The sequence below is a fragment of the Suilimivivens sp. genome, from assembly GCF_037359455.1.
Lineage (GTDB): Bacteria > Bacillota > Clostridia > Lachnospirales > Lachnospiraceae > Suilimivivens > Suilimivivens aceti.
Window position 1 is genome coordinate 1 of sequence record NZ_JAXXXI010000016.1, and the last position, 18,275, is coordinate 18,275.

General features: G+C 46.5%; 17 protein-coding genes and 3 tRNA genes. 4 read left to right on the forward strand and 16 right to left on the reverse strand.

Going from position 1 to position 18,275, the window contains the following annotated elements:
* Nucleotides 1–239: 239 nt before the first annotated feature.
* Nucleotides 240–1,472, forward strand: a complete 1,233-nt coding sequence (locus WJQ40_RS02120) for a GDSL-type esterase/lipase family protein (RefSeq protein WP_337402163.1) — start codon at nucleotides 240–242, stop codon at nucleotides 1,470–1,472.
* Between the two features lie 69 nt (nucleotides 1,473–1,541).
* Here WJQ40_RS02120 and WJQ40_RS02125 read toward each other — a convergent pair whose 3' ends face one another.
* The 14 genes from WJQ40_RS02125 to WJQ40_RS02190 form a co-directional block, all read right to left on the reverse strand.
* On the reverse strand, nucleotides 1,542–1,769 hold the full coding sequence (locus WJQ40_RS02125) for a hypothetical protein (RefSeq protein WP_337537744.1): 228 nt from the start codon (nucleotides 1,767–1,769) through the stop codon (nucleotides 1,542–1,544).
* The gene (locus tag WJQ40_RS02130) at nucleotides 1,753–1,992 is read right to left on the reverse strand and encodes a purine biosynthesis protein PurH (protein ID WP_337537745.1); all 240 of its coding nucleotides are present in this window, start codon (nucleotides 1,990–1,992) and stop codon (nucleotides 1,753–1,755) included. Before WJQ40_RS02130 ends, WJQ40_RS02125 begins: the two co-directional genes overlap by 17 nt.
* A 174-nt stretch (nucleotides 1,993–2,166) precedes the next feature.
* Nucleotides 2,167–2,240 (reverse strand) — tRNA-Met (locus WJQ40_RS02135).
* A 29-nt stretch (nucleotides 2,241–2,269) separates the two neighbouring features.
* Nucleotides 2,270–2,342, reverse strand: a tRNA-Val gene (locus WJQ40_RS02140).
* Nucleotides 2,343–2,551: 209 nt separating this feature from the next.
* Nucleotides 2,552–5,356: a glycoside hydrolase family 3 C-terminal domain-containing protein gene (locus WJQ40_RS02145; RefSeq protein ID WP_337537746.1), complete on the reverse strand. Its 2,805-nt coding sequence runs from the start codon at nucleotides 5,354–5,356 to the stop codon at nucleotides 2,552–2,554.
* Nucleotides 5,357–5,379: 23 nt separating this feature from the next.
* The gene (locus WJQ40_RS02150; protein WP_262575461.1) at nucleotides 5,380–6,171 is read right to left on the reverse strand and encodes a prolipoprotein diacylglyceryl transferase; all 792 of its coding nucleotides are present in this window, start codon (nucleotides 6,169–6,171) and stop codon (nucleotides 5,380–5,382) included.
* A gap of 69 nt (nucleotides 6,172–6,240) precedes the next feature.
* Nucleotides 6,241–7,086 (reverse strand): polysaccharide deacetylase family protein, encoded by an 846-nt coding sequence (locus WJQ40_RS02155; protein WP_337537747.1) that lies wholly within the window; start codon nucleotides 7,084–7,086, stop codon nucleotides 6,241–6,243.
* 15 nt (nucleotides 7,087–7,101) lie between these two features.
* Nucleotides 7,102–7,593 carry a deaminase gene (locus tag WJQ40_RS02160; RefSeq protein WP_118798654.1) on the reverse strand — a complete coding sequence of 164 codons (492 nt, stop codon included), beginning with the start codon at nucleotides 7,591–7,593 and terminating at the stop codon, nucleotides 7,102–7,104.
* Nucleotides 7,594–7,626: 33 nt separating this feature from the next.
* Nucleotides 7,627–8,562, reverse strand: coding sequence for a phospho-N-acetylmuramoyl-pentapeptide-transferase (locus WJQ40_RS02165; RefSeq protein WP_337537753.1), 936 nt, complete (start codon nucleotides 8,560–8,562; stop codon nucleotides 7,627–7,629).
* 80 nt (nucleotides 8,563–8,642) lie between these two features.
* Complete coding sequence (locus tag WJQ40_RS02170) at nucleotides 8,643–9,230, reverse strand: ribonuclease H family protein (protein ID WP_262575464.1); 588 nt, start codon at nucleotides 9,228–9,230, stop codon at nucleotides 8,643–8,645.
* Nucleotides 9,231–9,471: 241 nt separating this feature from the next.
* Nucleotides 9,472–10,263, reverse strand: a complete 792-nt coding sequence (locus WJQ40_RS02175; protein ID WP_337537748.1) for a hypothetical protein — start codon at nucleotides 10,261–10,263, stop codon at nucleotides 9,472–9,474.
* A gap of 160 nt (nucleotides 10,264–10,423) precedes the next feature.
* Nucleotides 10,424–10,507: transfer RNA gene (locus WJQ40_RS02180), tRNA-Leu, on the reverse strand.
* An 88-nt stretch (nucleotides 10,508–10,595) separates the two neighbouring features.
* Nucleotides 10,596–11,699 (reverse strand): Mbeg1-like protein, encoded by a 1,104-nt coding sequence (locus WJQ40_RS02185; protein ID WP_337402425.1) that lies wholly within the window; start codon nucleotides 11,697–11,699, stop codon nucleotides 10,596–10,598.
* Between the two features lie 52 nt (nucleotides 11,700–11,751).
* Nucleotides 11,752–13,404 carry a GGDEF and EAL domain-containing protein gene (locus WJQ40_RS02190; protein WP_337537749.1) on the reverse strand — a complete coding sequence of 551 codons (1,653 nt, stop codon included), beginning with the start codon at nucleotides 13,402–13,404 and terminating at the stop codon, nucleotides 11,752–11,754.
* A gap of 147 nt (nucleotides 13,405–13,551) precedes the next feature.
* Here WJQ40_RS02190 and WJQ40_RS02195 point away from each other — a divergent pair, with 147 nt between their 5' ends.
* Nucleotides 13,552–14,862 (forward strand): alanine/glycine:cation symporter family protein, encoded by a 1,311-nt coding sequence (locus WJQ40_RS02195; RefSeq protein ID WP_337537750.1) that lies wholly within the window; start codon nucleotides 13,552–13,554, stop codon nucleotides 14,860–14,862.
* Here WJQ40_RS02195 and WJQ40_RS02200 read toward each other — a convergent pair.
* The gene (locus WJQ40_RS02200) at nucleotides 14,850–15,284 is read right to left on the reverse strand and encodes an Rrf2 family transcriptional regulator (protein ID WP_118798647.1); all 435 of its coding nucleotides are present in this window, start codon (nucleotides 15,282–15,284) and stop codon (nucleotides 14,850–14,852) included. The two genes, WJQ40_RS02195 and WJQ40_RS02200, sit on opposite strands and share 13 nt — an antisense overlap.
* A gap of 122 nt (nucleotides 15,285–15,406) precedes the next feature.
* Between WJQ40_RS02200 and WJQ40_RS02205 the strand changes: the two genes are divergently transcribed.
* Nucleotides 15,407–16,705: an MATE family efflux transporter gene (locus WJQ40_RS02205; RefSeq protein ID WP_337537751.1), complete on the forward strand. Its 1,299-nt coding sequence runs from the start codon at nucleotides 15,407–15,409 to the stop codon at nucleotides 16,703–16,705.
* Nucleotides 16,706–16,716: 11 nt separating this feature from the next.
* Here the strand turns inward: WJQ40_RS02205 and WJQ40_RS02210 are convergent, their stop codons facing one another.
* Nucleotides 16,717–17,019, reverse strand: coding sequence for a hypothetical protein (locus WJQ40_RS02210; protein ID WP_337402256.1), 303 nt, complete (start codon nucleotides 17,017–17,019; stop codon nucleotides 16,717–16,719).
* Nucleotides 17,020–17,376: 357 nt separating this feature from the next.
* Here WJQ40_RS02210 and WJQ40_RS02215 point away from each other — a divergent pair, with 357 nt between their 5' ends.
* Nucleotides 17,377–18,156: a PBECR4 domain-containing protein gene (locus WJQ40_RS02215; protein WP_337537752.1), complete on the forward strand. Its 780-nt coding sequence runs from the start codon at nucleotides 17,377–17,379 to the stop codon at nucleotides 18,154–18,156.
* Nucleotides 18,157–18,275 lie beyond the last annotated feature (119 nt).

The following is an 18,275-nucleotide window of genomic DNA, read 5'->3' on the forward strand; positions in this document are numbered from 1 at the left end:
CATGCCCCGCTCCGCTCTGCTTTCCCTCTTTTCCTCTTCACTTTTCCCTGCCCGCGGGGCATGATGGCTCCTTTTCACTCTCCCATGCCCCGCTCGGCTCTGCTTTCTCAGATTGCTTCCCCAGTGATTCTTGTCAGGGAATCCGCTCCGCTGTATAATACCTGTATTATATGGGTTATCAAACCTTTCGGAAAATCACCCTGTTAGAGATTACATACCCGTCTTGGAAAGGAACACAGATGAATACAACAAATACAGCTATAGATAAAAGATGTATCGCAGCTCCAGACAACAAAAGCAACGCAGCTTCAACATACAAAGCAGAGGCTGGCAGGCACTGGTGTGCCATTTATGGAAATGCCATGTCCATTACAGACCATAGAGTAGAAACCTACAGCAAAGATCTCACGCTGCGCTATCCTGTCAAAGTTCCTTTTGCAGGAAGTGCCCTTCGATTTACCTTTGATAATTTCTGTGGCACAGAATCTATTACGATTTCTGCTGCTTTCGTGGCCATGACCGGAAACACTCCCGAATCCATAATAAAAGAAACTTCGAGACAGATTACCTTTGACGGTAATGTCTCCATTACTATTCCCGCCGGGAAGCGTATCCTCAGTGATCCTCTTCCTTTTCCTGTCAGCCAGGGTGATTCCGTCTCTGTCAGCTTTTATCTGAAGGAATTTACCCTGATGCGTTCAGGTGTCATTGCAACCGGGCCTTTTTCCAAAGGCTTTTATTCCGTTCACAACCACTCAACTGCTGAGGTTCTTCCTCTGAATGAAACAAGAAAGACAAACTGCTTTTATTTTTTAAGTGACATCAGCCTCTATACAGACAGCTGCAATCATGCAGTTATCTGCTATGGTGATTCCATTACCTCACAGGACTGGCCAGATTACATGCTGGCAGAATGCCTGAAGGTACCTGATAACCATACTGCCATTATCCGAAAAGCCGCCAGCGGCACCAGGATCCTGCGCCAGTATGACAATATCACTTATGAATCCTATGGACTGATGGGAAAGGTCCGTTTCCCTCACGAGCTTCCTGTTGCCGGTGCCGATACGATCATCATCCAGCAGGGAATCAACGACATCATTCACCCGGTAGGCACAGACGTGAATCCCTTCCGTCCCATGAGCGATCTGCCAACCATTGATGAACTGACCGAAGGACTTATCTGGTACATTCAGGAAGCCCGTAAGCTGGATTATCACATTTTCATGGGTACTCTGCTTCCCATTGAAGGCTGGCGTACCTATGCTCCCTTCCGGGAAACATTAAAAAATCAGGTCAATGACTTCATCCGAAGTACAGACCTGATCGATACCTGTATTGATTTTGACAAAGAAGTACGTGATCCTGCTCACCCTGCCGCTTTCCGTGCAGGGTATGACAGTGGCGATCATCTGCACCCCAGTGCGGCCGCTTATGAAGCCATGGGAAGACTGGCATTCAGAAGCCTGTAATCAACAACCCCCACACCACAGCCAAAGCCTGCTGTAAATAAAAATCAGCAGGCTTCTTTCTTTTTTCTTTCACTCTCTGGCTCTTTTATCGGCCATTAGTTTCTTCATATACTCCTTCTTCAGTTCATTCTCGCTCTTTAAATTCTCAATTTCTTTCTGAAGAGACTGCACGTATTCTCTGGCAAGCTTCACACCTCCCCGGACTGCAATATCCTCATGCTGCTCCATCTCATCCAGCCACTGCATCAGGGACTTTTCCCTGATATCCTGATACTCACTCTTATCTGGAAAATACATTCATATCACATCCTTCCCTGCCCGGCACTTCCTCTCCGCTCACATAGCGGGCATTGAACTCCATATTGATCTCCCTCAGTTCCTTTTGACCGTCAATATATTCCTGATACATCTCTGCAAGACCTGACATACAGCCATCGCAGTTAGCTGATATATTTCCAAGTGACTTGGCAACAATCGCCTCACGTTCTTCCCTAGTGGTTTCCGAAATCAAATACCCCATAATAGTTCCTCTCTCTTTTTATGATATCCGTATTCTCACTGATCAGCTATAACAACTCCAGTATGATTCTCACTTTTGTTTACAGCATGATTTCATGATATCGGGGTCAAAAGCCCCGACTTTGATAGAAAAAAAGAAATGCTGTCTTCTTCAGCATTTCCCATTTTCTCATAGTAGCGAGAGGGGGATTTGAACCCTCGACACCACGGGTATGAACCGTGTGCTCTAGCCAACTGAGCTATCTCGCCATATTCAGTTTATTCTCTTTTCAGAGAAGTGGGACCTACAGGGCTCGAACCTGTGACCCTCTGCTTGTAAGGCAGATGCTCTCCCAGCTGAGCTAAGATCCCGTCCACTGCTTGTTTACCCAAGCCACTTTGCTAATATACCATGTTCAAAGTGGCTTGTCAACACATTTTTCAATTTTTATTATCTGAATTTTTCCTTTTAATCAAAAAGTTTTGAAAAATTCAAAAATCCAGCATCTGCCATGAAGCAGCTGTCGCAAAATATCCAATATCACGTATCTCACACAGCATTGACTGCTCTTTCCCTGTCTTTAGTCGTTACTGTTTACATAAGCCTCGATAACATCATTCTTTCTCTCCAGTTCCCTGTCGAATCGGAAGGTGATCTTCTGTACCTCCAGACCATTCTGTGCAAAGTAAAGACGAAGTACAGCGTATTTATTATGGAATACTGCCTTTCTCTTTATCGTCTTCCACTCTCCGCCAGTTCCATTAAAGGAAAAGACTGCCATCGGTACGCTCTGATAGATCAGTGTCGCCGGAAGCTGCGCAAGCTCTGATAAGTCTGACTTTGCTGTTACTTCCACACGATACCCGCCAAGCTTCTGCAGCTCCAGTGCAAAAACGAAGTCCTTATCCTTGCCGGTATCCACTCCATCCAGAGAAATACTGATCTCATCTTCGACTTTATAATAAGTAACCTCTGGCTCTGAAGTGATCTCCTGATCTGTTTCTCCGATCACCTCCACACTGGTCTGTATGCCCTCCATTCTTTCAAGAGCATGGGTATTCATCAGGAATCCGCAGATATTTGCTGCATTTCTCTGCAGCTCTCCCCTTGTCAGTGTTCCTGCCTCCAGGGATGAAAGGGTATTATCATCACTGTCATTGATTGAAGCATCTGTACAGACCATATAAAGATCGTTCTGCGCCTTTGCCATTGCCGCAAAGTTGTTGATCCTTGGCTCTTCTCCTTCATCATTGATCTTGGCCCACCAGTCGGTCATCACGATACCCTGAAAGCCCCACTCTCCTCGCAGGACCGTAGTATTCAGGTCATAGCTTCCGGCTGTCCAAAGTCCGTTTACGCTTCCATAGGTCGTCATAATGGAATCTGCCCCGGCTTCCCTGACTGCCATTTCAAAGCCCTTCAGATAAATCTCACGGAGTGCTCTTTCCGAAACAACAGAATCAACCGTAGATCTTCCTGTCTCCTGATTGTTGGCACAGAAATGTTTGGCAGTTCCTGTCACTCCTGCACTCTTTAAGCCACGGATCATGGCTGCTGCCATCTTTCCCGTAACAAAAGGATCCTCCGAAAAATACTCAAAGTTTCTTCCATTCAGCGGGTGTCTGTGGATATTCATACCAGGTCCCAGAAGAGCATCTATTTTGTTCTTCACCATCTCAATTCCGGTAAAGGAATACAGCTTCTCCACCAGTGCTGTATTGAAGGTGCTGGCAAGCAGTGTACCATTGGGGAGGCTGAATGCCTTCATGCCGCTGTCAAGCCGCATACCGGAGGGCCCGTCAGAGCAGCAGCCGCAGGGGATGCCAAAATGTGCAAGTTCCTCGGATACACCGCCAAAGGCTGCTGCCGTTCCAGGTGTTACCTTGGGGCTTCCCATACCCTCTCCGCGGATGATACAGCTTAAGTCATCATCATTAAACTGTGCCACAAAGGCATCCATGGATACCCTTCCTTCCTTTACATCGATCAGACGGTATCCCTGATCTCCGGTAAATGGAAGCTCCTCCGGCAGCAGCTCTTTTCTCTTCTCTGCCGGATTCTTCTTTCTGAGCGGAGCAGCCTCCATTACCTTATGTACAGCTCCGTCTTTTTCTCTTATAAAACGCATCCTCTCAAAGGGTGTCACCGGAGCCAGTGCCTGTGACAGGGAGGCAAGACATACCGTTTCCTCAAGAGTAAAGCTTCCTGCCACCTCAGTCTCCCTGACATTCCTTCCGATATGGAACAGATACTCACCCTTTTCCAGAATATAGGAGGACGCAAAGCCGCTTGCCCCTGTTTCATCATAGGAAGCAAAGCTCTCATAGGGAATAGCAATCCTCATCTGCTCTTTAAGCCCCGGCTTTAATTCCCTGGTCTTGGCAAAGCCAGCCAGCACCTTTTCCGGCTTGGAAAGTGCTCCCTCAGGAGCTGTCACATAAACCTGTACTACCTCTTTTCCGGGCACAGTCCCGATATTCTGAACGGTAAAGGTAATCTCCGCATCCTTTTCCCCTGCGCTGAAGCTGACGTCCCAGGTCCTGAAATCTGTATAGGAAAGACCAAAGCCAAAGGGATAACGGACCCTTTCCTTCGCTGCTGTTTCAAAGTAACGGTAGCCTACATAAATATCCTCCTCATAAAGATCCCTGTCCCTGTTGCCAAAATTGGCATCAGAAGGATAATCCGTGATCTTATAAGCAATGGTATCTGTCAGCCTGCCGCTCGGACAGGTCTTACCAAGCAGTACATCTGCGGTTCCATAGCCACCGACCATACCGCCCTGCCATGCGTAAAGAAGTGCCTGCGGATGATATTCTTCTATGAAATCCATATCCATGATATTTCCGGTATTCAGTACAAGGATCAGCCTTTCAAAATGTTTTCTGACCTTGGAAAGCATATCTTTTTCCTTCTCTGTCAGCAGATAGGAGCCCTCCTGGTTTTTATTGTCCTGATCCTCTCCGGCTGTTCTTCCAATGATCACAAGAGCCGCATCGTTTCTGGCTGCCGCCTCACTGACAAGCTCCTCCGGAAGCTCCATTTCCACCTGGCACCATGGCTCATTTCCCCAGCCGACACCAGCGTCAAAGGGATGCTCCTTTACCCATGCCTCATAGGCAGAAAGAACCTGGGGATCAAGTATCACCTGCCCTGATTCCTTCAGGGCATCCAGGATACCAGTCACCTTACTTACATTCACCATGCCTCCCGAACCGGTTCCACTTTTATAATAATGGAACTGCATTCTGCCAAACATGGCAAGTCTTGTACCTTCCTGCAAAGGCAGCGTATGCTCCTCATTGATCAGAAGAACCTGTCCTTCCGCAACCGCCTGCCTAGCTGTTTCTTCATATGCTTTATGATCCAGAACCATTTTTTTCATGCTCTTCTCCTCATCTGATTATTTTATTCCGTATCGGTCTTTCCATCTGCCCCTGTCTGACCTGCAGCTTCCACCAGTGCCCGCCTTTTATTACACATCAGCAGGATTCCTGCTGCCACAATAAACAGGGATATAAACTGGGAAGTGGAAAGTCCTCCCACTGCTCCTCTTTCATCATTCCTGAGAAACTCTATCAGAAAACGCCCTACTCCATAAAGCAGCATATACAAAAAGCCTGTATCTCCCTTTCTTTTCCGCCTGGGATAAGTCGCAAGGAGAATCGCCATGATCAGGAAATTTCCTGCAGAGGAAATAAGCTGCGTCGGCAGAAGCCTTATCCCGGCAGGAGCAAGCGCACCTTCCGGAAATATCACACCGATCGGCAGATCTGTTTCTCTTCCGTAGCAGCAACCTGCCAGAAAACATCCGATACGGCCAAAGCCCTGTGCCATAGCGATCGAAGGTGCAGCCAGGTCAAAATAATCCAGAAAAATCAGCTTCTTCTTTTTGCAATAAAGAATCGCTGCCACCACGCCTGCAATAATACCGCCATATACCACAAAGCCCTCTGAGCCTAGTAGTGCCAGCGGATTCTTAAGGAACTGCTTCCACTCCACGATCAGAAACAGCAGCTTGGCACCAAGAAAGCCGCCGATCAGCCCCCAGATCGCAATATCTACGATCGCATCCTCGATAAGTCCGTACTTCTTCGCCCTCTTCATTGCCATAAAGACACAGCAGAGAACACCTATTCCAATCATCAGTCCATATCCATGTACCGTAAATGGTCCGATGGAAAATAAATCAACCTTCATTTTCTAATCCTTTCCTGTAAGTCCGAAACGGGCTTCTATTCTTTCCGGAGTGCTTCCCTTTATACCCTGTCAGCTTGGCAGCTCCAGCTTTTCATTGCCATGAATACAGTACTTCCTTCCATTCATAGCCACATAAAGCGGTGTGGCATTTGGATTCATCAGGATCTTTCCATCCGTAGAGCGCTTCAGCTCCCTGTATGCCTTCACATAATCCAGAATTTCAATATTGGTGGCACACCAGATATCCTCCTTGTACTGTGCCATATATTTCAGGAAGCTCTCCATCAGCTCCCAGTTATTTTTCTGTGCAAATTCATAGCTGTGTCCCCAAAGATAAAAAACAAAGGGACCATCCTTCTCTTCCCTGCAAAATTTCTCTGCAAGCGCCATCAGCCTTTCATCCTCATGATGACAGGTGGGATGCCATGCAAGAAAGTCCTCTGGCAGACAAAAATCCCCGGTGCTTTCTACTGTTCTGGCATATTCAATGCCACAGGCATCCAGTATCTCCTCGATCTGGCTGTTGTATGCCCCGTATGGATAGGCAAACCCACGGATCAGTTCCCCGGTAAGCTGTTCCAGATTATAGCGGTCCTTCAATACCTCTGTTGCAGCCATATTCTTTGGCAGTCCTGTCAGGGACGCGTGACTGTAGGCATGGGATGCGATCTCATGTCCCTGATAAAGACAACGCACCTCTTCTGCTTCCACCCTGGAAAAATCAGTTTCAATCCCATTTACAGTCTCCATCCCCCCTTTGCCAAGAAGACCATAATTCAGGTTAAAGGTTCCCTTCATCCCATATTCGTTTAACAGCGCTGCCAGCCTTCTGTCATGTATAGTTCCATCATCATAGCTGAAAGTCAGCGCTTTTCTTTTTCCCTCCGGAAAAAGCATACTGATCTCATAATCCATTTTCCTTCTCCTTCATCAATAGCCCATGATGCCCTCTAATGACTCATCATTGTCAATCCAGTCCTGCACCAGGATCTCCCTGTAATGATCCCTGTCATCCCGGACATATACCTTAACGATCCCGGCATTGATGATCATACGCTTACACATGGAACAGCTGTTGGAATTGGCAATATATTCTCCTGTCTGTGCATCGGTTCCCGCAAGATAAATACTGCTTCCAATCATTTTATCCCTGGAAGCACTGATGATCGCATTGGCCTCCGCATGGACACTCCTGCAAAGCTCATAACGCTCTCCCCTTGGGATATTAAGCTGCTGCCTGATACAGGTTCCAAGGTCGGAACAGTTTTTCCTGCCCCTTGGCGCTCCCACATAACCGGTAGAAATTACTTCATCATTATTAACGATCACTGCCCCATAGTTTCTTCGAAGACAGGTACCCCTGTGCGATACACTTTCTGCCAGATCCAGATAATAATTTACCTTATCTCTTCTCTCCTTCATATCCCTTCTCCTTCCGTAAATCCCCCTGTTTCCTTACTTTCTCATCAGCAGAAGATAAACTGTTGCTGCTGAAACAACAATCTGTATGATAGCAAAACGGAATACGGTCTGCGTATTGGACCATCCCATCACCTTGCGCACATGATCATGAAGCGGTGTTCTTGTATGCTTCAGAATTCCGATCTTCAGAAAACGCAGCAGTGCCACCTTTACCAGTCCAAGTCCTCCATCCAGGATCAGCACGATCGCTGCCGGAATATAAAGAAAGGGGGATCCCGTTTTTAAAATAGCAATACTGATGAAAATACCCATTGCCCGTGAACCTGCATCTCCCATCAGGAGGCGGCTCGGTGTGGCATTGTACCACAGATATCCGAGGATACAGATGCCAAATAGCAAGATCAGGTACTGGAAATCACTTTCCTTCCCAAGAATCCCATTGATCACATAAATGGTAGTCAGGGTGACCAGTACCAGTGTACCTGAAAGACCATCCACACCATCTGCACAGTTTGTCACATTGATCGATGTCCATACCAGTATCACTGTCAGCACCGCAAAAACTACCGGTGGCACCGTCACGGTAATACCCATTGTTGCCAGTGTAAAGCTGCTTTCATTATGGTTCAGATAGGTCACTGCCAGTATGATCGCGATGATCAGGTCAAGCAGACCCTTTTTATATTCATTCCAGGGATGCTCGGCTGCATCATCCATATAACCGGTCAGCATTTCTCCTGCGATCAGCATCAGATAGATCATAGTCTCCACCGAAACCGGTGCAAAGAGAATCGCTGCTACGATAAACACCAGCACAAAAATAATGCCTGCTCCTCTTGGCTTTCCTGCTGACAGGCTTCCATCATGGGCAAATGCCCGGCCTGCATCCTTTGGTAAAAAGCTGCTTAGCTTTGTAAGCAGCATACATGTCAGTGCAAATGCAAGTAAAAGCCCGACTGCTGCTACCATCGGACTGTCCTGTACTAAAAATTTCTGAATCACTTCTATCTCCTCCCGGCTGCCTTGCTGTTTTTTTCTTCTGTTCTCTTTCAGATCCCCAGTGCTTCCTTTGCCAGCTGGTCAGCCATTTCATTATAAGTATCCCCAGAATGTCCGGCAACTTTCACAAATTGGATATCAACCTGTCTGCTGGCCTCATCATAGAAAGACTTGTAGGCTCTGGTTCCCTCTTTGTTCGTCTTCCACAGTCCAAGACACCACTTAGCAATTCCCTCATAATCATGGTAAATGGCAATCTTTCTGATCCCATGCTCCATGGCATAACGCATGGCCGCCTCTGCTCCCTTGATCTCACCGGCAACATTGTGCATGGCTGCCAGCTCTTTATCATCATATTTCTTATGGAAGGTCTGTATCCCTTCTTTTAATAATACGACCATTCCGTAGGAAAATTCCCCGGTTCCTGCATGAAAACTGCCATCCACATAAATCCGCAGTCTGTCCTCTTCCACCTCTTCCTTCTGGACTCCCTGCAGAAAGGTCTGTGCTTCCTCAAGCGTACCAAAGCTCTTGTACTCCGGTCCCGAAAAGCCATGGACACTTGCCCTGCATTCATCCCAGGTTCTGAAAATACCGGTTTTTCTTCCTTTTCTTACTGCATAAAATTTTGCTGCCATATGCCGACCACAGCCTTGCAAAGGCTTCCTTTCATTCTCTGCCGGAACCCTTTCCGGGCTTTGTGCGGTACTTCTAAAATACCATTTTCCAATATAAATTTCAACATACCGGGTACAAAAAAGGATGCCCGTAAAAAAGGATGCCCCCGTTTTCCGGGTGCATCCCTTCTGATCCTCATCCTATATCACTTTCCATATTCTGAAGCGAAAGAAAAGTCCTCTGTCATCTTCTTAACGTCCCTTAGAAGAATGAGTTCAGGATATTTCCGGCACTGTACACATTGCTGTAGGTACCGTTTGCTGTATAGGTATTGGACTTGGTGCTCTCCTTAGCTGCTGTATAGTCGATCATGGAAGCCTGAGCAGATACCTTATATCCATAGGCACCGGTCGTTCCAAACAGATTCTTCACCGTACCCATATCAGACTTCTTAAAGGCTTCCTCATCAAGAGAAAGGCTGCTGTCGCTGTTCACGGTAATTCCAACCCTCGAAAGAAGCTTCGCATTGGCGCTGGTGACAGCTGCAAGCGTATCTGCCTTACTCTGCAGATTTTTGGAAGAAGCTACTGATGTTTTACTGAGCAGATCATTATAATCTGTCACGAAACCGGATACAGCCTTATAAATCGCATCGGTATCATATTCTTCTGAAATAGTTGTTTTTCCTGTCTCATCTGTTGTTTTTACGTTCTTTTTCTGAAAAACAGATTTACTTCCCTTCACCAGCAGACTGTCTGCTGATTCCTTCATCGTATCAGCCGCCTTCTCAATCTCTGAAAGCGTCTTTGCGGAATCGGCTGCTGTAGAAATGGATTTTTTCTTTGTCTCTGTGTCCTTTCCTGTGGAAGCAGCCTTATCTGCAGCATCCTTCGCATAATAAGCCTTCATCAGCTTCCCGTAACTGCCATTCTTAATGCTGGCATAATCGGAAAGGAAATTTAAATTACCAAGACTGTTTCCCCTGCTTGTCGTCATACTCTGGAACAGATAGGAATAGTCCTGCCTTGCGTTTACATTAATTCTGATCCCCATATTCTCACTCCCTTGACCTTCACAGGTACCTCCGTGTACCCGCTGATAACTTCACTTCATGTTACTTTTATAATAGCACTGTTTCCTGCTGATTACAAGTAACCTTCCCTGTAAAACTCGTAAAATAAAAAACCTCAGTACATCGACTGAGGTTTTCACGTGCAGGAAAAGAGACTTGAACTCTCATGGTATTGCTACCACACGGACCTGAACCGTGCGCGTCTGCCAATTCCGCCATTCCTGCGAACAAATGTTATTATATCTGCTTTCCTTTCATTCGTCAACAGGTTTTTTAATTTTTTTAAAATTTTAAATATTTGCGATAATTTCCACTATTTATCGCTGTTCCTTTGTGTCATAAAATTCTCCAGTGTGATCTCCACCAGTGACTTCATGATCCGCTGAATCGCCTTCCGGGTAGGTTCATCTACCTCCCTTGCTGCTTCCAGTACATTCTGCACAGACTTCCGTATATCAGCACCGAACTCAAATACATTGGAAGCCTCCGACGCAGACACTACCTCATAGAGCGTATCAATGAACACATGCTTTTCTTCATCTGTCAGTGACAGGATCCATTCATTCATGGCCGCATCCCTGATGAGCTTGCCGCTGCTCATATTTCTGGCACGCACAAAGGATCTGTCCTCAACCTTCCAGCTGTATGCATTGTGCTGCAGCATACCGATCCCACGGCTCTCCACCACCTCATAGCTGCTGTGATCCTCCAGGATCATACCTACAATCGAAGATCTTGGTATAAATTTGGAAACCCTGCCTGCAATCTGCTCGTAGTGTCCCTCTGCACGGATTTCCGGCCGGAATCCCGGGCCATCATTATTATAAACATGAAGAAGCTTTCCTCTTGCCCTTTCCGAGCAGTTCATAGCCGCATAAACTGCCAGATTTCCTCCCTTGGAATGACCTCCGGCATAAAAGGAACCGGCAATCCATGAGGATACCTTATCCATATAGGCAACACTTAAATGCTGGCTGGACAGCGGCTTTGAAAAAGCAAGATTCAGATCTTCCTTCCAGCCAATGATTGTAGCATCCGTTCCTCTGTAGGCGATATAGGTTTCTTTATTCTCGAGTATATAGGTGATCGCCGAGAACTGCGTTTCATCATCCACATTGATCACGTTGACATAATAATTCATTTTCAGTGTCCCGAATCGTCTGGAATCCGCTGCCGCCTCAAAAAGCTCTTTATTATACTGCTTATACCAGTAATCATCCAGGAGATGATCCCTGTCTGGGTGGTGATAAATATCCTGAATACTTATCAGCTGATTCCTCTCCTCCAGTCCCGGTACAAAACGTCCGAAATTCATATACACCATCTGGCACAGCACAAGAGAATCCACTTCATTTAATGGTTCCTGTAAAAAGCTGATATCTCCATGCTCCCGAACATAATCGATGATGTTTCCCATTCCTGTTTCCTTTCCTGTATTCTGTTATGCTTCCCATCCTAAAGCCCCATGCTCATGCTTCATGCCCGGCAGATCTTCTTAACATCTTCTGAAAATCCCCTGCCGGGACGGGCCTGCTGAAATAATAACCCTGCAATATATCTGCCTGTTCTTCCACTGCCACATCATAAATGCCTTCTGTCTCCACGCCTTCCATGCAGACCTTCAGTCCGAGGGAATGTGCCAGCAGGATAATATGCTTGATGATATTCCTGTCTACATTATTTTTTTCACACTCTGCCACAAAGCACTGCTCTATCTTCAGACAGTCTACTGAAATATCCTGTAAAATATCAAGAGAGGCATAACCTGTTCCGAAATCGTCCAGTGCTACCAGTACCCTATGTTCGCGCAGCTTATTCATGGTACGCATCAATACCGGAAGATCATGTGCCTTGCAGCTTTCCGTCAGCTCCATCATCAGTCTTTCCGGCGGGAACTGATACTCCTTCAGGATTCCCAGTACATATTCAGCAAAATCATCATCCTTCAGCTGTTTGTAGGATACATTTACATTAACGATCAGGCTGTCAGAAAAATCCATAACCTGGCTGATCGCCGTTCTTACAGCATATGCTCCTACTTCCTTCATCATACCTGTTTCTTCCAGGATCGGAATAAATTTGGCTGGTCCAATTCCTGGAAATCTGCCATTTTTCCACCGGAGCAGTGCCTCACATTCCACGATCTGCATGGATTTCGGCTCTACGATCGGCTGATAATACAGCTCAAACCCTTCAAAATCATTTCTGACACAGCGTTTCAGCTCTTCGATCAGACGCAGATGCTCCAAATACTGCTCCCGGATCTCCCTGGTAAAGACAGCTAACTGCCCCTTCCCCTGTCTCTTGGCACGTTCAAAAGCATACCGTGCATTTTTTCTCAGTATATCCGGCTTTTCCGCCTGATCCGGATACTTACATACACCGGCTGACAGCTGAAGCGATACCTTAATATCATTGGACAGTGAGATATCCATTGCCTCATCCGCCATCCTCGCATAAATATCCTTCATATCCTGCAGCGTACCATATGGATAATGAACTGCAAACTGATCACCTTCAAGCCGGTACAATGTCGCTGACTGTGGAATGCATTTGCTTATCCGCAAGGCAAAATTCTTGATGATCTCGTCACCACCGCTATAGGTATACAGGTCATTGATTCTTTTAAAGTCATCAATGCCTACGATCATCAGACAGCCCGAAGCATTTTCATTTTCAAAGGTATCTGCGATGTCCTTTACTGCCACATAAATGTTAGGCACATGGGTCAGCTCATCAGTTGTATCATCGACCCTTTCCAGAATCCCCATACAACAGACAGGGCTGATTTCTGTGTCCCTGTTCATAACACCATGGCTGCGTACCCTGACATATTCTCCATTCCGTTTTCTGACCCTGTATTCCAGCAGCATATAATCTGTTTTGCCAGTCCGTATACGCTCCATTTCTTCATCGAAATGAGCCAGATCCTCCGGATGGATAAAGCTCCTCCACATCCCGGCAAATCCATCCACATATTCCCCGGGCAGTTCAAAATCATTTACTGCCTTGGGCGACCATCTGACCCTTCCCGATATATTCTGCATAAAATAGTAGTCTTCCCTGAGCTTGCAGACTGATTCAAAAAAAATATTTTCCAACCCCTCATTATTGTACTTCACATGCTTCCCTCTTCTGTATGAAATCATACCCTTCCGCTGTCATTCTACATGTCAGTATACCTTTTTCTGTCAGAAAAAGAAAGTGACATTTCTCATAATTTTTCGAAAATATACATATAATCATAAAAAAAGCAGGACTCATTGCCCATGTCTGCTGCGCTTGCTATTATCCAAAAATGTAATTCATTTCTATGGGGTGGTCCCCTCCTTCTTCTACTTATGGGAACACATCTGTTCTTTTCCTTTTACCTCCATTTTCCTCAGGGAAAAACCTGGAAAGCCGTCCGGATGTCCTTTAAAGGAAAAGATGATGACCAGAATAACCTTTCCGTTTTTGCCACATTGTCCACTACACTTGCCGCAACGCTCGGTACCGGTAATATCGTAGGTGTTTCTACTGCAGTTGCCCTTGGTGGTCCCGGTGCTGTCTTCTGGTGCTGGATCACCGGTGTACTTGGCATGGCTACCTCCTATGCTGAATGCTATCTCAGTGTACGCTACCGCAGCAGGGATAAAGCCGGTACACATGTCGGAGGCCCCATGTACGTGTTCCGGAACGGACTCCATATGCCTCTTCTTGGCAGCTTTTATGCTGTTCTGACACTGCTTGCTGCTCTCTTTGTCGGCTGCACAACACAGTCAAATTCCATGGCTGAGACAGGGAAAAGCAGCTTTCACCTTGCCCCCTCCCTGACCGGATTCCTGGCCGCCATCCTGGCAGGCCTTGTCATTGTTGGCGGCATCAGATCTATCGGAAAGGTCTGCGTCCGGCTGGTTCCCGTTCTGGCCATCCTGTTTACCGGCAGCTGCCTTCTTCTGCTCTTCCTGAACCGCACCTGCCTGTTTCCGGCAGTCGCATTGATCCTGAAGGATGCCTTTACCGGAAAAGCGATCGGCAGTGGTCTGTCCACCGGCAGCCTGATGAATGTCCTCCGCTATGGGATTGCCCGTGGATTGTTTACCAACGAGGCCGGCATCGGGACCTCTTCCATTACGGCTGCCGCTTCCAGCGAGGAAAATCCCTCCAGACAGGCCTATGTGTCCATGACTGCCGTATTCTGGGATACCGTCGTCATGTGCCTGCTGAGTGGACTTGTCATTGTCACTAATATATTAAAAAGACCACAATCCGTAATCCATGCCTCTCAGGGTACCCTTACGGATGCGGCCTTTTCTTCTCTTCCATTTTTTGGGAATGGCTTCCTCTCTGTCTGTCTGATTGCCTTTGCACTGACCACCCTCATCGGCTGGTCCTATCTTGGTGAAAGCGCTGTCACCTATCTGACTGGCGGCAGAGGTCTCTTTCTTTATAAGGTAGCTTATATCGTTATGATCTACATAGGTGCAATCCTTCCACTGCAGACTGTCTGGGAATGTACAGATCTGATCAATGCCTGTATGGTCATCCCAAACGTTCTTGCCCTTTTTCTTCTCCGCAGGGAAATTCAGATCACATAATTATCAATCATCTCCGTCTGCCACTCGACCAGATCTGCCAGCGTTACTCTGTCTACGACTCCCTTGATCGCCTCATCCAGCATCTGCCAGAGCTTCAGCGTAGCACAGGTTTCCTGCCTGTCACAGGTATTGACCTCATCATCCAGACAGGCTACCGGTGCAAGAGAGCCTTCCGTAAGGCGGAGTATCATCCCAACTGTATAGCTTTCCGGATCTCTGGCAAGCTTATAGCCTCCCTGCGGACCGCGGATGCTTTTCACATAACCCGCTTTATTCAAGCTGGAAATAATCTGTTCCAGATATTTATCAGAAATGTCCTGTCTCGCAGCAATATCCTTGATCCTTACCGGGGCATCGCTGTCATGCAGTGCCAGATCCAGCATCAGACGCAGGGCATATCTTCCCTTGGTTGAAATCTTCATACAAAGCCTCCTTTTTCCCCATTATACTACTAGTTTACTAGGAATTGCAATAGTTGACTTTTCCTGTATGGATGGGTTATCATAGATAATATTCCCCTTTTTATGGGGAAATGGAGGTTTTTATGCAGAAAAAATACTGGGGATTTATTCTCCCCTCTACGTTATCTTTTTTATTAACAGGAATTTATTCCATTATTGACGGCATTTTCGTAGGCAGAGCCATGGGTGACATGGGACTGGCTGCTATTAATATTGCCTGGCCGCTTGTAGCACTCATCATCGCCCTTGGTACTGGTATCGGTATGGGGGCTTCTGTTATGGTGTCTTTAAACCGGGGTGCCGGCCGTGATGATGCGGCAGACCAGATGGAGGGAAATGCACTGTTTCTTCTTGTCGTTTCCTCTCTCATCCTGACCGGGATCCTCTATTTCTTTGGTTCTCCCCTGATGACGCTTCTGGGTGCTGCAGGAGAAGTACATACCCATGCCATGACCTATCTTCACTATATTCTGTATGGTGCGGTGATCCAGACAGTTGCCAGTGGTCTGACACCCCTGATGCGTAACCGTGGTGCTGCCGTTTACTCCATGTGTGCCATGGCCTGCGGCTGTATCCTGAACATCATCCTTGATTATGTTCTGATACTTGTATTTCCATTAGGTCTGATGGGTGCCGCTATTGCAACAGTGCTTGGACAGCTTGTCACTCTGATCTTTGCCCTTTTCTTCTATTTAAAGAAAGAAAACCGGATCTCCCTTACCAATATAAAGCCCTCTGGATCCGCAGTCAAATCCATCCTTAAGGTAGCAGCCTCCCCTTTCGGACTGACTTATCTGCCTTCCGTCACCATTATACTGATGAATCTGCAGTGCACCAAATATGGTGGTGATGAAGCTGTCAGCGCCTATGCTGTCCTTGCCTATCTGGTTTCCTTCATGGAGCTTCTCGTTCAGGGTATCAGTGATGGTGCACAACCACTCTTAAGCCTGAGCAAGGGCCAGAATGATAAAAAAACACTGCGCAGCTATACACTGCTTACCTTTGCTCTCGGTATCGGTGTTGGTATCCTGAGCGGCTCCCTTATGTTCCTTCTGCGCCATCAGATCCCCGTTTTCTACGGTACCTCTGATGCAGCAGCAGAGCTGATCGTCCATGCTGCACCTGCCTTTTCTCTTGTTATGGCTCTTTACGGACTGACCAAGCCCTCTGTTTCTTACTTCTATGCAACAGAGCATCTGAAGCAGTCCAGTACTCTTGTTTATGGAGAGGTTCTGCTGACAGTCGGTACCATCCTGACACTGCCAATCGTCCTTAAGCTTGATGGCGTATGGTTTACCATGCCCTGCGTACAGGTGGTCCTGTCCATACTGGCAGTTCTGTTTCTGCTGACCCAGAAAAAAGAAATTACACCTTCAGAATGAAATTAACTAATTCAGCCATCGTACCAATCCGCTAATCTTTTAAGCAAATTAACAGAAGGGTTCCGTGTTCCATTCTCAAGTTTCTTTGGCATAGATTCCCTTACAATACGCTTAAATCTTGAAAGACCTTTCTCTTTCACATTTGCCTGATAGGCTGTACTCTTCCTGTATGATTTCTTACCCGTTGTTTCTGCTGCTTTTGCTCCAGCAATCTTAGAACCACGTTCTACTGTATAGATGTTATTGCCCTTTATCCTCGCTCCTTTTGGCTCATGAGAATGAATCTTGGCTTTCTCCTTTGTGTGAATGACCATAGGCTAGTCATCCACTTTTTTATCTTCAATGTTCTCACCTTCTTTCGGAAAATTTCTGATTAAATCTTTATAAACTCGTTGCATAATTTGCTTCGTCTGTATATACTATAGTTAGTAGATGGGCTATATGCCTATCATGTGGACTGACACATAAAATCCGAAATTCTTTCCGGACTTTGGGTGCCGGACAGTTGGCTGGCAACGGAAAAACCAGTTTGCTTATCGGACTTCGGGTGCCGATCACTTGGCGGACAACAGAAAAATCAGTCATTAAAGGAAGGTGTCATCTGCTACGGCAGACGAACCTTCCTTTTAAATTTGCCAAAATACCATTTAGATATAAGGAACTTAATGCTTATGACTAAGAAACAGGCTATTGCCATCATCACCAAGTGTGCAAAACAATACCAGCAGTATTTAGAAGGTAATCAGGTTGTTTTTGTCTATCGTGACGAAAACAATAAGTCAAACCATACTGCTGTAAGATTTTATTCGCATAACTTTCTCCACTTTACAGGAGTCACTCCAAGAACAGGAATGAATGCAAATGGCTTCTATCGTGCTGCCCTGAATAATAGGTTAACAGGCGAAGATGTCGCCCTTGACGATAGCTGGAACTATACCGACATCCTCTGGAACGGCATACAGGCTGAAAAGGTTCAACGGGCATTTGAGAAGCTGAATTACCGGGAACAGACCTTGTTTGAAAAGCGTCTTGCGATCTGCATGACCTGTGGGCGAGTTGGCTCATGGAAAGACCGCCCCACCTTTGAAAAACTGGCGGTTATGTTTGAGGGCAGCACTGCCAGCGGTGCAGAGCGAGCCTACCGGAAAGCGGTGGACAAACTGGCAGAACTGCTGGTTGCCGAAGATGCGCTCCATGCCGTCCGACTGAAACAGAAATCCAAGACTAAGCGCAAAAAGAAAATCACCGCCGCAATCTACGAATACCAAGCAGACTGCGACGGCGAATGGGGCGAGATTCAGGTTGATTTTGAGAACGGCACAGCAGAAATAGTCCGGCTTGCCGATTTGGATACGATAAAAACCAACCGCTTTGCGAACAAGACCGTAGCCTATCTTCTGAACTGTGAGAACGAAAAATTGCCCAAGGAAACGATAGTGGCATTTGAATAACGAAGGAGTGAGATATATGGAGCAATTACTGATTGTTGAAGATGATATCGGTTTGAATCAAGGGTTATGCAAAGCGCTGAAAGCAGATGCTCGGCAGATCATTTCCTGCCAAGACCTAA

What these genes read in the sequence shown, in the direction of transcription:
- WJQ40_RS02120 (WP_337402163.1), top strand. Translation starts at nt 240, where the DNA reads ATGAATACAACAAATACAGCTATAGATAAAAGATGTATCGCAGCTCCA.
- WJQ40_RS02125 (WP_337537744.1), bottom strand. Translation starts at nt 1,769, where the DNA reads ATGTATTTTCCAGATAAGAGTGAGTATCAGGATATCAGGGAAAAGTCC.
- WJQ40_RS02130 (WP_337537745.1), bottom strand. Translation starts at nt 1,992, where the DNA reads ATGGGGTATTTGATTTCGGAAACCACTAGGGAAGAACGTGAGGCGATT.
- WJQ40_RS02145 (WP_337537746.1), bottom strand. Translation starts at nt 5,356, where the DNA reads ATGAAAAAAATGGTTCTGGATCATAAAGCATATGAAGAAACAGCTAGG.
- WJQ40_RS02150 (WP_262575461.1), bottom strand. Translation starts at nt 6,171, where the DNA reads ATGAAGGTTGATTTATTTTCCATCGGACCATTTACGGTACATGGATAT.
- WJQ40_RS02155 (WP_337537747.1), bottom strand. Translation starts at nt 7,086, where the DNA reads ATGGATTATGAGATCAGTATGCTTTTTCCGGAGGGAAAAAGAAAAGCG.
- WJQ40_RS02160 (WP_118798654.1), bottom strand. Translation starts at nt 7,593, where the DNA reads ATGAAGGAGAGAAGAGATAAGGTAAATTATTATCTGGATCTGGCAGAA.
- WJQ40_RS02165 (WP_337537753.1), bottom strand. Translation starts at nt 8,562, where the DNA reads ATGGTAGCAGCAGTCGGGCTTTTACTTGCATTTGCACTGACATGTATG.
- WJQ40_RS02170 (WP_262575464.1), bottom strand. Translation starts at nt 9,230, where the DNA reads ATGGCAGCAAAATTTTATGCAGTAAGAAAAGGAAGAAAAACCGGTATT.
- WJQ40_RS02175 (WP_337537748.1), bottom strand. Translation starts at nt 10,263, where the DNA reads ATGGGGATCAGAATTAATGTAAACGCAAGGCAGGACTATTCCTATCTG.
- WJQ40_RS02185 (WP_337402425.1), bottom strand. Translation starts at nt 11,699, where the DNA reads ATGGGAAACATCATCGATTATGTTCGGGAGCATGGAGATATCAGCTTT.
- WJQ40_RS02195 (WP_337537750.1), top strand. Translation starts at nt 13,552, where the DNA reads ATGTCTGCTGCGCTTGCTATTATCCAAAAATGTAATTCATTTCTATGG.
- WJQ40_RS02200 (WP_118798647.1), bottom strand. Translation starts at nt 15,284, where the DNA reads ATGAAGATTTCAACCAAGGGAAGATATGCCCTGCGTCTGATGCTGGAT.
- WJQ40_RS02205 (WP_337537751.1), top strand. Translation starts at nt 15,407, where the DNA reads ATGCAGAAAAAATACTGGGGATTTATTCTCCCCTCTACGTTATCTTTT.
- WJQ40_RS02210 (WP_337402256.1), bottom strand. Translation starts at nt 17,019, where the DNA reads ATGGTCATTCACACAAAGGAGAAAGCCAAGATTCATTCTCATGAGCCA.
- WJQ40_RS02215 (WP_337537752.1), top strand. Translation starts at nt 17,377, where the DNA reads ATGACTAAGAAACAGGCTATTGCCATCATCACCAAGTGTGCAAAACAA.